The organism is Kitasatospora sp. NPDC047058 (genome assembly GCF_040643935.1).
GTDB lineage: Bacteria > Actinomycetota > Actinomycetes > Streptomycetales > Streptomycetaceae > Kitasatospora.
Genome location: NZ_JBEYVJ010000018.1, coordinates 1 through 12,466, shown reverse-complemented (window position 1 = coordinate 12,466; position 12,466 = coordinate 1). Strand labels below are relative to the sequence as shown.

The 12,466-nt window shown below is 72.5% G+C and carries 12 protein-coding genes; 5 read left to right on the top strand and 7 right to left on the bottom strand.

Annotation, left to right across the window (positions count from 1 at the left end):
• Positions 1–34 precede the first annotated feature (34 nt).
• The 5 genes from ABZ885_RS04570 to ABZ885_RS04550 all read left to right on the top strand — a co-directional run bounded on the left by ABZ885_RS04570 (position 35) and on the right by ABZ885_RS04550 (position 5,379).
• Entirely contained in the window at positions 35–2,209 is a 2,175-nt protein-coding gene (locus ABZ885_RS04570; protein ID WP_360183302.1) for an MMPL family transporter, read from the top strand.
• A 301-nt stretch (positions 2,210–2,510) separates the two neighbouring features.
• A complete protein-coding gene (locus tag ABZ885_RS04565) occupies positions 2,511–2,714 on the top strand; it encodes a cold-shock protein (protein ID WP_360183300.1) in 204 nt (67 codons plus the stop codon).
• A 156-nt stretch (positions 2,715–2,870) separates the two neighbouring features.
• Positions 2,871–4,535 (top strand): DEAD/DEAH box helicase, encoded by a 1,665-nt coding sequence (locus ABZ885_RS04560; protein ID WP_360183298.1) that lies wholly within the window; start codon positions 2,871–2,873, stop codon positions 4,533–4,535.
• 215 nt (positions 4,536–4,750) lie between these two features.
• A complete protein-coding gene (locus ABZ885_RS04555) occupies positions 4,751–4,972 on the top strand; it encodes a type II toxin-antitoxin system VapB family antitoxin (RefSeq protein WP_360183296.1) in 222 nt (73 codons plus the stop codon).
• Positions 4,969–5,379: a PIN domain-containing protein gene (locus ABZ885_RS04550; RefSeq protein ID WP_360183294.1), complete on the top strand. Its 411-nt coding sequence runs from the start codon at positions 4,969–4,971 to the stop codon at positions 5,377–5,379. The genes ABZ885_RS04555 and ABZ885_RS04550 overlap by 4 nt, the downstream gene beginning before the upstream one ends.
• Positions 5,380–5,400: 21 nt before the next feature.
• Here ABZ885_RS04550 and ABZ885_RS04545 read toward each other — a convergent pair whose 3' ends face one another.
• The 7 genes from ABZ885_RS04545 to cysC all read right to left on the bottom strand — a co-directional run bounded on the left by ABZ885_RS04545 (position 5,401) and on the right by cysC (position 12,366).
• The gene (locus ABZ885_RS04545; protein ID WP_360183292.1) at positions 5,401–6,183 is read right to left on the bottom strand and encodes a sirohydrochlorin chelatase; all 783 of its coding nucleotides are present in this window, start codon (positions 6,181–6,183) and stop codon (positions 5,401–5,403) included.
• Between the two features lie 10 nt (positions 6,184–6,193).
• Positions 6,194–7,096 (bottom strand): ABC transporter permease, encoded by a 903-nt coding sequence (locus ABZ885_RS04540; protein WP_360183290.1) that lies wholly within the window; start codon positions 7,094–7,096, stop codon positions 6,194–6,196.
• The gene (locus ABZ885_RS04535) at positions 7,083–7,886 is read right to left on the bottom strand and encodes an ABC transporter ATP-binding protein (protein WP_360183288.1); all 804 of its coding nucleotides are present in this window, start codon (positions 7,884–7,886) and stop codon (positions 7,083–7,085) included. Before ABZ885_RS04535 ends, ABZ885_RS04540 begins: the two co-directional genes overlap by 14 nt.
• Positions 7,887–8,092: 206 nt before the next feature.
• The gene (locus ABZ885_RS04530) at positions 8,093–9,262 is read right to left on the bottom strand and encodes an aliphatic sulfonate ABC transporter substrate-binding protein (RefSeq protein ID WP_360183286.1); all 1,170 of its coding nucleotides are present in this window, start codon (positions 9,260–9,262) and stop codon (positions 8,093–8,095) included.
• Between the two features lie 216 nt (positions 9,263–9,478).
• Complete coding sequence (locus ABZ885_RS04525; protein WP_360183284.1) at positions 9,479–10,816, bottom strand: GTP-binding protein; 1,338 nt, start codon at positions 10,814–10,816, stop codon at positions 9,479–9,481.
• Positions 10,817–11,752: a sulfate adenylyltransferase subunit CysD gene (gene cysD / locus ABZ885_RS04520; RefSeq protein WP_360183378.1), complete on the bottom strand. Its 936-nt coding sequence runs from the start codon at positions 11,750–11,752 to the stop codon at positions 10,817–10,819.
• Positions 11,753–11,769: 17 nt separating this feature from the next.
• Complete coding sequence (gene cysC, locus ABZ885_RS04515; RefSeq protein ID WP_360183282.1) at positions 11,770–12,366, bottom strand: adenylyl-sulfate kinase; 597 nt, start codon at positions 12,364–12,366, stop codon at positions 11,770–11,772.
• Positions 12,367–12,466 lie beyond the last annotated feature (100 nt).

The following is a 12,466-nucleotide window of genomic DNA, read 5'->3' as shown; positions in this document are numbered from 1 at the left end:
CTGCGGTGAACCATGCCCAGGAGGCATCACGAGCATGTTCCACCGACTAGGACACTTCGTCGTCCGCCGCGCCTGGTGGGTGATCGCGGCGTGGGTCGTCGCGATGATCGCGATCGCCGCGAGCGCGCCGAAGATCGCCGCGCAGACCGACGAGGCCGCCTTCCTTCCCAAGCACTACGAGTCGATCCAGGCCGCGCAGGTCCAGGAGAAGGCCTTCCCGGCCAGCTTCACGCCCTCGGCGCTCGCCCTGTTCGAGCGCAACGACGGCGCGCCGATGAGCGACGCCGACAAGACCGCGATGGCCAAGATCGTCCAGGGCCTCACGGACAAGAAGATCGAGCACGTCGAGAAGATCATTCCGGTTGGCGAGCAGACGACGTCCAAGGACGGCAAGTACGCGCTGGCGCCGATCGCCATCGACAAGACGACCCAGCAGTCCGACGCCTTCGGCGAGACCGCCAAGCACCTCCGCGAGGAGGGCAAGGCGCTCACCTCGGGCACCGACCTGAAGTTCCAGCTCGGTGGCGCCGCCGCCCAGGCGCTGGACCAGAAGGAGGCCTCCGGCGCGGCCGACGCCATCATCGCGCTCAGCAGCGTGCTGCTGGTCGCGATCATCGTCGGCATCATCTTCAGGAGCGTCCTCGCCGGCCTCCTGCCGGTCCTGCTCTCGCTGGTCGTCGCCATGCCGACGTCCAACGGCCTGATCGCCTACGCCACCAAGGCCTTCGACCTGGAGAGCACGCCGATCCTGTCGGCCATCCTGATCGTCGTCGTGCTCGGTGTCGGCACCGACTACTTCCTCTTCCTGGCGTTCCGCTACCGCGAGCGGCTGCGCGCGGGTGACGACCGCAAGGAGGCCGTGGCCAACGCGGTCGGCCGGGTCGGCGAGGCGATCGCCTCCGCCGCCGGCGCGGTCACCGTCGCCTTCGCGGCGCTGATCCTCTCCAGCCTCGGCATGTTCAAGGCGCTCGGCCCGGCGCTGGCCATCGCGGTCGTCGTCACGGCGTTCGCCTCGGTCACCCTGGCCCCGGCCGTCCTCGCGGTCATCCCGGCGCGCGGCGTCTTCTGGCCCGGCAAGAAGTGGATGAGGGAGCCCGACAACGCCCGCTTCGGCGCGCTCGGCCGCATGGTCCAGAAGCGCCCCGCCATGGTCGCCATCGCCTCCGGCGGTGTGCTGGTCGCCCTGACCGCCGGCGCGCTCGGCTACAACGGCACCTTCGACCTCGCGGGCAGCTCCATGCCCAAGGACAAGGAGTCGATGGTCGTCCAGGACAGGCTGGTCAACGGCTTCTCCGCGGGCGCCGCCGACCCGACGCACGTCTACCTGTCCGCCACCGGCGGCGGCAAGCTCGACGAGGGCAAGTTCGACGGTTTCGTCGCCAAGCTCGGCGCCGTCCCCGGCGTGGCCAGCGCGGCGCCGAAGCCGCAGGTCAGCCAGGACGGCTCGACCGCCGACTTCACCGTCCTGCTCAAGAACGAGCCGTCCAGCAACGACGCCATCGACACCGTCACCGAGCTGCGCGAGGTCGCCCACGCGCAGGCGCCGGCCGGTACCGAGGCCAAGGTCGGCGGTCTGACCGCGATCTACAAGGACATCAACCTGGCGATGAGCCACGACTACAAGCTGGTGTTCCCGGTCGCAGGTCTGCTGATCCTGCTCATCCTGGGCCTCCAGCTGCGCAGCGTGGTCGCCCCCTGGTACCTGATGGCCTCGGTCGGCCTCGGCTTCAGCGCCACCCTCGGCTCCTCGACCCTGCTGTTCCAGAACATCAAGGGCGAGCACGGCATGATGTTCATGCTGCCGATCCTCATCTACCTCTTCGTGGTGGCGATCGGCACCGACTACAACATCCTGATCATCGCCCGTCTGCGCGAGGAGGCCCGCGCGGGCCGCAACCCGCGTGAGGCGGCCCGCGAGGCCGTGCGCCACGGCGGTCCGACCGTCGCCGCGGCCGGCTTCATCCTGGCGGTGTCGTTCGCGACCTTCATGCTCGCGGGCAACATCTTCATGCTGGAGTTCGGCTTCGCGATGGCCTTCGGCATCTTCCTGGCGGCCTTCGTGATGGCGATGTTCTTCACCCCGGCGCTCACCGCGCTGGTCGGCCGTGCCGCCTGGTGGCCCGGTCACGGGGACACCGCCGGCCACAGCGACGGCCCGGCCCCGGTGGCCGGCTCGCACGGCGTGCCGGAGCCGGCCGGACGGCACTGACCGTCCCCGTTCCACGGCAGGCAGGCGGCGTCCGCTCCGGCGGGCGCCGTCCGTCTGCCCTTCGGCATGCGGCGCCAAACGTGACGTGCTGGGCAAAAAGTCCCCGGTCAGTCGGGGTGCCGCCGTGCTACAGTCGAAGCAGTTGCAGTTTTGGTTCCCATGAACGTTTGTGTGCGCCTGCTGGTTCCACTCAACAGGCGCATTTGTTTTGTCCGGTGTTTCAGTCTCCGGATGGGGATCGCGGCTACTTGGGGTCCACGACGTGTGGGCCCTGATGCCCCAGTTTTATGAGGAGACGGTTATGGCTACCGGCACCGTGAAGTGGTTCAACAGCGAAAAGGGCTTCGGCTTCATCGAGCAGGACGGTGGCGGCGCTGACGTGTTCGCCCACTACTCGAACATCAGCGCTCAGGGCTTCCGTGAGCTCATCGAGGGCCAGAAGGTCGAGTTCGACGTCACCCAGGGCCAGAAGGGCCCGCAGGCCGAGAACATCCGCGTCATCTGACGTCAGCCTCCAGCTGACTCGCGATCTCGCGTAGCGAGGGCCCGTACCGCACGGTGCGGGCCCTCGCCCATGCCGCCGAACGGCCGGGGCGGCGAACTCCTTCCCTACGGCCGACCAGCCCCGCACGGGCTGTGCCTCCCACCGGACGGAGACTCCGTGACCACCCCTGCCCGCTCGCCGCGCGACGGTGACCGCACCCGCAAGCCCCGCAGCCGCAACGGCGGCGCCGCCCGTTCCACCGGTGGCGCCCGTACCGACGGCCCCCGCGGCCAGCGCCGCAACGCCCCGCGCGCCGCGACCCAGGCGCCCGCCGACTTCACCGTCGTCGAGGGCACCCCGGCCCGGCCCCCGGCGGCCAGCTTCGCCGAGCTGGAGCTGCCCAAGGGCATCCTGAGCGCGCTCACCCGCGAGGGCGTCACCGAGCCGTTCCCGATCCAGGCCGCCACCCTGCCGGACTCCATCGCCGGCCGCGACGTGCTCGGCCGCGGCCGCACCGGCTCCGGCAAGACGCTCGCCTTCGGCCTGTCGGTGCTCGCCCGCACCGCCGGCAAGCGCGCCGACTCCCGGCACCCGCTGGCGCTCATCCTGACGCCCACCCGCGAGCTGGCCCAGCAGGTCACCGAGGCGCTCACGCCCTACGCGACCGCCGTCAACCTGCGGATCGCCACCGTCGTCGGCGGCATGTCCATCACCCGGCAGGCCAACGCGGTGCGCCGTGGGGCCGAGGTGCTGGTGGCCACCCCGGGCCGACTGGACGACCTGATCAACCGGGGCGACGTCGTGCTCTCGGACGTGGCCGTCACCGTCCTGGACGAGGCCGACCAGATGGCCGACATGGGCTTCCTGCCGCAGGTCACCAAGCTGCTGGAGCAGGTCGCCGAGGGCGGGCAGCGGATGCTGTTCTCCGCCACCCTGGACCGCAACGTCGACCGGCTGGTCAAGCGCTTCCTGTCCGACCCGGTGACCCACTCGGTCGACCCCTCGGCCGGCGCGGTCACCACCATGGACCACCACCTGCTCCAGCTGGAGCCCGCCGACAAGGCGTCCGCCACCGCGCACATCGCCTCCCGCGACGGCCGGCTGATCATGTTCGTGCACACCAAGCACGGTGCCGACCGCCTCGCCAAGCAGCTGCTCGCCAACGGCGTGAAGGCGGCCGCGCTGCACGGCGGCAAGTCCCAGCCGCAGCGCAACCGGGTGCTCGACCAGTTCCGCGACGGCCACGTGACCGCGCTGATCGCCACCAACGTCGCCGCCCGCGGCATCCACATCGACGGCCTCGACCTGGTCGTCAACGTCGACCCGCCGATCGACCACAAGGACTACCTGCACCGCGGCGGCCGCACCGCCCGGGCCGGCGAGTCCGGCACCGTGGTCACCCTGGTCCTGCCCGAGCAGCGACGCGAGGTCAACCGGCTGATGACGGTGGCCGGCATCCGCCCGACCACCACCAAGATCCGCCCGGGCGACGCCGAGCTGGCCCGGATCACCGGCGCCCGCACCCCCAGCGGCGTGCCCGTCACGCTCGCCGTGCCGGTGGCGGCCCCGGCCGCCGAGGCCAGGAGCGACGCCAAGCCCGCCGGCTCCTCCTCGCGCCGCCGCCCCGGCAAGCGCTCCGGGCTGCCCACCGACGTCGACATGAACGGCAACCCGCGCCGCCCCCGCCCCAAGCAGCGTCTCGGCGCCGGTGGCGGCGAGAGCGGCGGGCGCCGCCAGGCGGCCGGCTTCATCGGCCGTTCCTCCGGCCGGCCCCAGCCCGGCTCGGGCTCCAAGTCCGGCTCCAACTACGGCACCGGCCGCCAGCGCCGCAAGGCCGACTGACGGCCCGTGACGAACGGACGGCCCGGTTCCCCGCAGGTGGGGAGCCGGGCCGTCCGCCGTTCGGGGGCACCCCCGGCCGGGCACTGCATACCGGGTGAACAGGCCGACGGCGACCGGCGCGAGCCGCCGATCACAAACCCGCTCCCGGGCGTCGGCTCATGTTGGTCGGATACGCTGCTATGTACATCACCAACATCGATCGACGGAGGCGCCGGATGACCGTTACGCAGATCGACATCGATGAGGAGACGCTGGCGCGTGCGATGGCACTGGCCGGTGTGAGGACCAAGAAGGAGGCCGTCAACCTGGCCCTGCGCTTCTATGCCGAGCAGCAGGAACGGGCCGCCCGGATTAGCCGCCACTTCGAGCGGGCGCAGCGCTGGGGGGCCGTCGAGCACGCCGAGCGGATGCACCGGTCGGAGAAGGACGCCCGGTGATCTATCTGCTCGACACCTCCGCGCTGGTCCGGCTGCTTCGCGATCCGAAGTTGCAGAGCGCCTGGTACGACGCGATCGACGCGGGGTCGATCGCGTCGTGCTATCCGCAGCGCGCCGAGTTCCTCTACAGCGCGCGCGACGGCCGGGAGTATGACGAGATCTCCGAGATGTTCGCCGAGCTCTACCCCGATGTCTCGCCGCCCAAGAGCGCGGGGCGGTGGATCGACACGGTGCAGCGGCGGATGGCCCTGGCCGGTCAGCACCGGAGCGCCTCCGCGGTCGATCTCATGATCGCGGCGACGGCCGCCCACCACGGGCTCACCGTTCTTCACGACGACGCGGACTACCGGACCGTGGCCCGCCACGCCCCCGATCTCAGCGAGTACAGCATCCTGGACCACGCCTGAGCGGCCCGCGGGGCTCCGGCCTCAGGCGGTGAGCGCCGTGACGGTCCGCGCCGCCGCGGACCGCGCCGCGTCGTAGCGCTCCAGCAGCAGGGCGGCGAGTTCCGGGGCCGGGCCGAGGACGTCGGCGAGCAGGTCGGCGCCGGCGGCGGCCTCGGCGATGCGGTCGGGGAGGCGGCCGGGGGCGAGCAGGTAGGGGGCGACGGCGATGCGGTCGGCGCCGGCGGCGCGCAGGGCCGCGACGGCGTCGGGGACGCGCGGGCCGGCGGCGGAGGCGTAGGCGACCTCGACCGCGGCCCAGCCGCGGGTGCGGCGCCACTCGGCGGCGACGGCCCGGGTCGCGGCGTCGGCGGCCGGGTCGGAGGAGCCGGCGGCGGCCAGGACGACGCCGGTGCGGGCCCGCACGGCGGGGGAGCCGAGCTCGGGCGCGGCCTCGGCCAGCCGCCGGTCGAGGGCGTCGAGCAGCAGCGGGGAGGGCCCGAGCACGTCCGCGACCGGCAGGTCGCCGCCCGCGGCGCGCAGGGCCGCGGGGATGTCGTGCTTGGCGTGGAAGGCCCGGTTGAGCAGCAGCGGGACGGCCACGGCCGCGTCGAGCCGGGAGACGACCTGCGGGATCCGCGGCGCGCAGTGGTCCAGGTAGGCGGTGGCGACCTCCAGTCCGGGGCGCAGCGCCCGGGCCTCCTCGACCAGTGCGGCGACGGTCGCGGCGTGCCGGGGGTCGCGGCTGCCGTGGGCGATCAGCAGCAGGGCGGGGCCGCCCGCCGCCACCGGGGTGGCGGGGGCGGCGGACGGCCGGCCTTCGTGCATGGGGGGCGCCTTACTTGACGGTGGCCAGCAGGCCGCGGTTGCGCAGCACCCGGCGCTCGACCGGGGTGAACACCAGCAGCTCGATGGCGATGCCGACGAAGAGGATGAGGATGATGCCGAGCAGCACGCCCGCCATGTCGGAGAACTCGCGCTGGTTCTCCAGGTACCGGCCGAGGCCGAGGCCCAGGTCGGGGGAGGAGGCGACCAGTTCGGCGGCCATCAGGGAGCGCCAGGAGAACGCCCAGCCCTGCTTGAGGCCGGCCAGGTAGCCGGGCAGCGCGGCCGGCAGCAGGATGTGCCGGGCGCCGGCGAGGCCGGTGGCGCCGATGGTGCGCCCGGCCCGCAGGAACAGCGGCGGCACCTGGTCGATGCCGGCCACCAGGCCGTTGGCGATGGAGGGGACGGCGCCGAGCAGGATGACCGCGTACATCATCGAGTCGTTGATGCCGAGCCAGATGACCGCGGCCGGGACCCAGGCGACCGAGGGCAGCGACTGGAGGCCGGACAGGACGGGGCCGAGTGCGGCCCGCACCGGCTTGACCCGGGCGACCAGCAGGCCGATCGGGGTGCCGATGGCGAGCGCGACCAGGAAGCCGGAGAGGCCGCGCCAGACGCTGGTCCAGATGATCGAGAACAGCGTGCCGGCCGTCCAGAGGTCGCCGGCGGCGTTCCAGACGTCGGCGGGGCTGGGCAGCTTGTACGCGCTGGTGAGGTGCAGGCTGTAGGCGCCCTGCCAGAGGGCGAGCACCAGGACGACGCCGAGCAGCGGCGGCAGCGCCTTCTGACGGAGCGTCTCGCCGAGCGAACTGCGCTGTGCGGCGACCGAGTCCAGGGCGTCCAGCCCGGCGCCGACGTCGGCGGTGTCGGAGGCGGGCGCCTTGTCCAGGATCGGGGCGGTGTCAGTGCTGGCCATGGCGACGGATCTCCCCACGCAGTTCTTCGGTGATCTCGATGGACAGGTCGGCGACGCCGGCGGACTCGATCCGGCGCGGCTGCGGCAGGTCGATCCGCCACTCGCGGGCGACCCGGCCGGGGCGGGAGGAGAGCAGCACGACGCGCTGGGCGAGCCGGACGGCCTCGCGCACGTTGTGCGTGACGAACAGGACGGAGAGCTTGCGCTCGGCCCAGATCCGGGTGATCTCGTCGTGCAGGACGTCCCGGGTGATGGCGTCGAGGGCGGCGAACGGCTCGTCCATGAGCAGCACCGAGCCGCCCTGGGCGAGCGCGCGGGCCATCGCGACGCGCTGGCGCATGCCGCCGGACAGCTCGTGCACGCGCTTGCCGTACGAGCCCCGGAGGCGGACCAGTTCGAGCAGCCGCTCGGCTTCGGCGGTGCGCTCGGGGCGGGGGACGCCGGCGAGCTTGAGGGCGAGTTCGATGTTCTTGCCGGCGGTGAGCCAGGGGAACAGCGCGTGCTCCTGGAACATCAGCGCGGGGCGGCCGCCGGTCACCTCGATCGTGCCGCGGGTGGGCTTGTCGAGGTCGGCGACCAGGTTGAGCAGGGTGGACTTGCCGCAGCCCGAGGCGCCGAGCAGCGTGACGAACTCGCCGGGCGCGACGTCGAGGGTGATGTCGTCCAGGACGTGCGTCTGCGCGCCGGGGCGGCCGAAGGACTTGTGCACGTGCGAGATCCGGACGGCGGGCGCGGTGCCGTCGGCGGCGGCACCGGTGGCGTCCGCCGAGGTGGTCAGTGCCGGCGTCATCGGGCACCTCCTGCTTCTGGGGGCACTTCCCGGCCGGGGCCGGGAAGGCGGTCATGGGCCCCTCCCGCCCGTCGGTGGGCGAGGAGGGATGAGAGCGACGTGGGAGCCGGGGTCCGGCCCCGCCCGTCCTGTGCTGGGGGCATCGACGGGGCGGGCGGGGATCCGGACCGCGGAGCCTGGGGGCGCTGCGGGGTGGCTGCCGGGCGCTACTTGGTGCCGAGTCCGGCGTCCGCCACGGCGCCCTGGCCCTGGGCCGCGAGCACCTTGTCGAGCAGGGTCAGGTCGTAGATGCCGTTGAGGTTCGGCTTCTTGAGCAGACCCGCGGTGACGGCGTGGTCGGCCTCGGCCTGCAGGGTGGTGGCCAGCGGGTCGTCCAGGAAGTCGATGTCCTGCCAGGCCGGGTCGAGGACGGCCGGCTCCAGCGCGTTGCCGGCCTCCTTCTTGATGGCCTCGTTGGCGTCGGCCTTGGCCTTGTCCGGGTTGGCCTTGATGAAGGCGTTGGTGTTCACCGAGCCGCGCAGCACGGCCTCCACCACGTCCGGGTGCTCCTTGAGGAACTTCTGCGAGACGATGATGTTGGTGATCACGAACTTCTTGTCCGGCCAGAGGTCCTTCTCGTTGAGCAGGACCTTCGCGCCGAGGGTGACCAGCTTGGAGGCGGTCGGCTCGGGCACCCAGGCGCCGTCGACGGAACCCTGCTTGTAGGCGTCCGGGGTGACCTTGTTGTCCGTGCGGACCACGCTCACGTCGCCGGCGCCGGACTGGGCGTCGACCTTGTAGCCCTTGCCCGCCAGGTAGTTGAGCAGCGCCACGTCCTGGGTGTTGCCCAGCTGCGGGGTGGCGATCTTCTTGCCCTTGAGGTCGTCCAGCGAGGCGACCTTGTCCGGGTTGACCACCAGCTTGACGCCGCCGGAGGCCGAACCGCCGATGATCTTCAGCGACTTGCCCTCGGACTTGGTGTAGCCGTTGATCGCGGGGGAGGGACCGATCCAGCCGATGTCGATGGAGCCCGCGTTCAGCGCCTCGATCTCGGCCGGGCCCGCGTTGAAGACCTGGGTCTTGACCTGGGTGGCGCCCAGCTCCTTCTGGAAGATGCCCTCCTGGAGCCCGACCAGCGGGGTGCCGTGGGTCAGGTTGGCGAAGTAGCCGATCCTGACCGTGTCGGCGGAGAGCTTCGCGCCGGAGGCGCCGGAGGAGCCCGCGGCCGTGCCGCCGGCCGGAGCGGCCGGGGCGCTGTCGTTGGCCTTCGAGCCGTAGCCGCAGGCCGAGAGCAGCCCGGCGGCGGTGATCACGGCGGCGGCCGCGGCGGCCGCGCGTCTGATCCGGCCGCCGTCGGGGCGCTCGGAGGTATGGGGGAACCCGGGGTTGACCGCCATGGAGTCGTCCTGTTCATGGGAAGGAAGTGCGGAAGTGGTGCTCGCGGCATCGGACTGCCGGGCAGGCCGGGCTGTCGGGGGAGGGACGGCCCGGTGACAGGAGACGGTGCTCCTGTCAGCCTCCACATCGGGTCAGGCCGCCCTGGCCGCTACCGAGGGCGCCGCTGCCGATGCGGCCGCCTTCCTTGTCCATGCCCGAGAACGCCTCGCTGGGCATCAGACCCAGTCCTCCTCTGCGGAAGCGTCGGTGGTGCGTACGGTGTCGAAGGCCTCGCCCGCCATGCCGGCGGTGAGGGTGGTGCCGTCGGCCGGGTCGATCAGCAGGAACGAGCCGGTCCGGCGGTTGTCGGTGTAGGCGTCGAGCGCCAGCGGCTCGGCGGTGCGCAGCACCACGTGGCCGATGTCGTTGACGGCCAGGCCCTCGGGGGCGGGGCGCTGGACGAGGCCGCCCCCGCCGACCGGCGCGGTGATGTCGATCCGGTAGGAGATCTCCTTGACCAGCGCGCGCACGGTGCGGGTGGTGTGCTTGAGCAGCACCTTGTCGCCGGCGCGCAGCGGGCGCTCGTTGAGGTGGCTGACGGTGGCCTCGATGTCCTTGGTGGGCGCCGGGGCCGGGCCGGCCGCGATCAGGTCGCCGCGGGAGATGTCGATGTCGTCGGCGAGGCGGACGGTGACGGACTGGGGGGCCCAGGCGATGTCCGTCTCCCGGCCGAGTGCGTCGATGCCGGCGACGGTGCTGGTGTGGCCGGAGGGCAGCACCGTGACGGGGTCGCCGACCCGCAGTACGCCGGAGGCCAGCTGGCCGGCGTAGCCGCGGTAGTCGGGGTGCTCCTCGGTCTGCGGGCGGATCACGTACTGGACCGGGAAGCGGGTCGGCTCGGCGCTCGGGTCGCTGCCGACCGGCACCGTCTCCAGGTGCTCCAGCAGGGTGGGGCCGCCGTACCAGTCCATGTGCGCGGACGGCTCGACGACGTTGTCGCCGGCCAGCGCGGAGATCGGGACGGCCACCACGTCGCCCACGCCGAGTGAGGCGGCGTAGGCGGTGAACTCCTCGGCGATGGCGGCGAAGACGGGCTCGGCGTAGTCGACCAGGTCCATCTTGTTGACGGCCAGCACCACGTGCGGGACGCGCAGCAGTGCGGCGACCGCGGCGTGCCGGCGGGTCTGCTCGACCACGCCGTTGCGGGCGTCGACCAGGACGACGGCGAGCTCGGCGGTGGAGGCGCCGGTGACCATGTTCCGGGTGTACTGCACGTGCCCGGGGGTGTCGGCGAGGATGAACCGCCGCCGCGGGGTGGCGAAGTAGCGGTACGCGACGTCGATGGTGATGCCCTGCTCGCGCTCGGCGCGCAGGCCGTCGGTGAGCAGCGCGAGGTCGGGCGCGTCCTGGCCGCGGCTGCGGGAGGCGTGCTCGACGGCCTCCAGCTGGTCGGCCAGCACGGACTTGGAGTCGTGCAGCAGGCGGCCGACCAGGGTGGACTTGCCGTCGTCGACGGAGCCGGCGGTGGCGAAGCGCAGCAGGGAGGTGGCGCTGGTCTCGGTGGTGGTGCTCATTTAGAAGTATCCCTCGCGCTTGCGGTCTTCCATCGCGGCCTCGGAGAGCTTGTCGTCGGCGCGGGTGGCGCCGCGCTCGGTGAGGCGGCTGGCGGCGATCTCGGCGATGACGGCCCGGATGTCGGTGGCGTCGGAGTCGACGGCACCGGTGCAGGACATGTCGCCGACCGTGCGGTAGCGGATCAGGCGGCGCTGGACCGGCTCGTTGTCCTTGGGGCCGCCCCACTCGCCGGCGGTCAGCCACATGCCGTTGCGGGAGAAGACGTCGCGCTCGTGCGCGTAGTAGATCCCGGGGAGCTCGATGCCCTCGCGCTCGATGTACTGCCAGACGTCCAGCTCGGTCCAGTTGGAGAGCGGGAAGACGCGCACGTGCTCGCCGACGGCGTGCCGGCCGTTGTACAGCGACCACAGCTCGGGGCGCTGGCGGCGCGGGTCCCAGGCGCCGAACTCGTCGCGCAGGGAGAAGACGCGCTCCTTGGCGCGGGCCTTCTCCTCGTCGCGGCGGCCGCCGCCGAAGACGGCGTCGAAGCGGTTGGTCTCGATGGCGTCCAGCAGCGGGACGGTCTGCAGCGGGTTGCGGGTGCCGTCGGGGCGCTCGCGCAGCCGGCCGTCGTCGATGAAGTCCTGGACGTGGGCGACGTGCAGGCGCAGGTTGTGCTCGGCCACGACGCGGTCGCGGTAGGCGATGACCTCGGGGAAGTTGTGGCCGGTGTCGACGTGCAGCAGCGAGAACGGGACCGGCGCCGGGGCGAAGGCCTTCAGCGCCAGGTGCAGCATGACGATGGAGTCCTTGCCGCCGGAGAACAGGATCACCGGGCGCTCGAACTCCCCCGCGACCTCGCGGAAGATGTGCACCGACTCGGCCTCCAGCGCGTCCAGGTGGGACAGCGCGAAGGGTCCCCCCGGGTTCTGGCCGGGGTCGTCGGTGTCGACCAGGTTGTCGGTCGCGGTGGTCACGCGAGGCCCCTCTCGGTCAGGAAGGCGTGCAGTTCGGCGGCGCTCTCGGCCACCTCGCGGCCCTGGGTCTGCAGGCGCAGCTCCGGGTCGGCGGGGGCCTCGTACGGGTCGTCGACGCCGGTCAGGCCGGAGAGTTGACCGGCCGCCTGCTTGGCGTAGAGGCCCTTGACGTCGCGCTCGGCGCAGAGCTCGACGGGGGTGGCGACGTGGATCTCCAGGAACCCGGTGCCGCGGGCGTCGTGCCGCTCGCGCACGGCGGCGCGGGAGTCCGCGTAGGGGGCGATCACCGGGGCGAGCACCTTGACGCCGTTGGCGGCGAGCTTCTCGGCGACGAAGCCGATCCGGGTGACGTTGGTGTGCCGGTCCTCGCGGGTGAAGCCGAGGCCCTTGGAGAGGAACTCGCGGATCTCGTCGCCGTCCAGGACCTCGACCTTGTGGCCCTCGGCGCGCAGCCGCTCGGCCAGGGCGAAGGCGAGCGTGGTCTTGCCGGCGCTCGGCAGCCCGGTCAGCCACACGGTGGCGCCGCGCTCGCAGGGGGCGGCCGCGGGGGCCGCCTCTGCGGCTCCGCCGGCGGCCGGGGTGGTGGTCGTCACGGGGTCTCCTGGAGATCGGAAGGGTGGTCGGGGCGGGTCAGAGGTGGATGCCGCACTCGGTCTTGCCGGAGCCGGACCAGCGGCCGGCCCGGGCGTCCTC

Bases quoted from the DNA above. Each gene is read 5' to 3' on its own strand.
- ABZ885_RS04565 (WP_360183300.1), top strand. From the start codon at position 2,511: ATGGCTACCGGCACCGTGAAGTGGTTCAACAGCGAAAAGGGCTTCGGC.
- ABZ885_RS04530 (WP_360183286.1), bottom strand. From the start codon at position 9,262: ATGGCGGTCAACCCCGGGTTCCCCCATACCTCCGAGCGCCCCGACGGC.
- ABZ885_RS04545 (WP_360183292.1), bottom strand. From the start codon at position 6,183: ATGCACGAAGGCCGGCCGTCCGCCGCCCCCGCCACCCCGGTGGCGGCG.
- ABZ885_RS04540 (WP_360183290.1), bottom strand. From the start codon at position 7,096: ATGGCCAGCACTGACACCGCCCCGATCCTGGACAAGGCGCCCGCCTCC.
- ABZ885_RS04570 (WP_360183302.1), top strand. From the start codon at position 35: ATGTTCCACCGACTAGGACACTTCGTCGTCCGCCGCGCCTGGTGGGTG.
- ABZ885_RS04535 (WP_360183288.1), bottom strand. From the start codon at position 7,886: ATGACGCCGGCACTGACCACCTCGGCGGACGCCACCGGTGCCGCCGCC.
- ABZ885_RS04555 (WP_360183296.1), top strand. From the start codon at position 4,751: ATGACCGTTACGCAGATCGACATCGATGAGGAGACGCTGGCGCGTGCG.
- ABZ885_RS04525 (WP_360183284.1), bottom strand. From the start codon at position 10,816: ATGAGCACCACCACCGAGACCAGCGCCACCTCCCTGCTGCGCTTCGCC.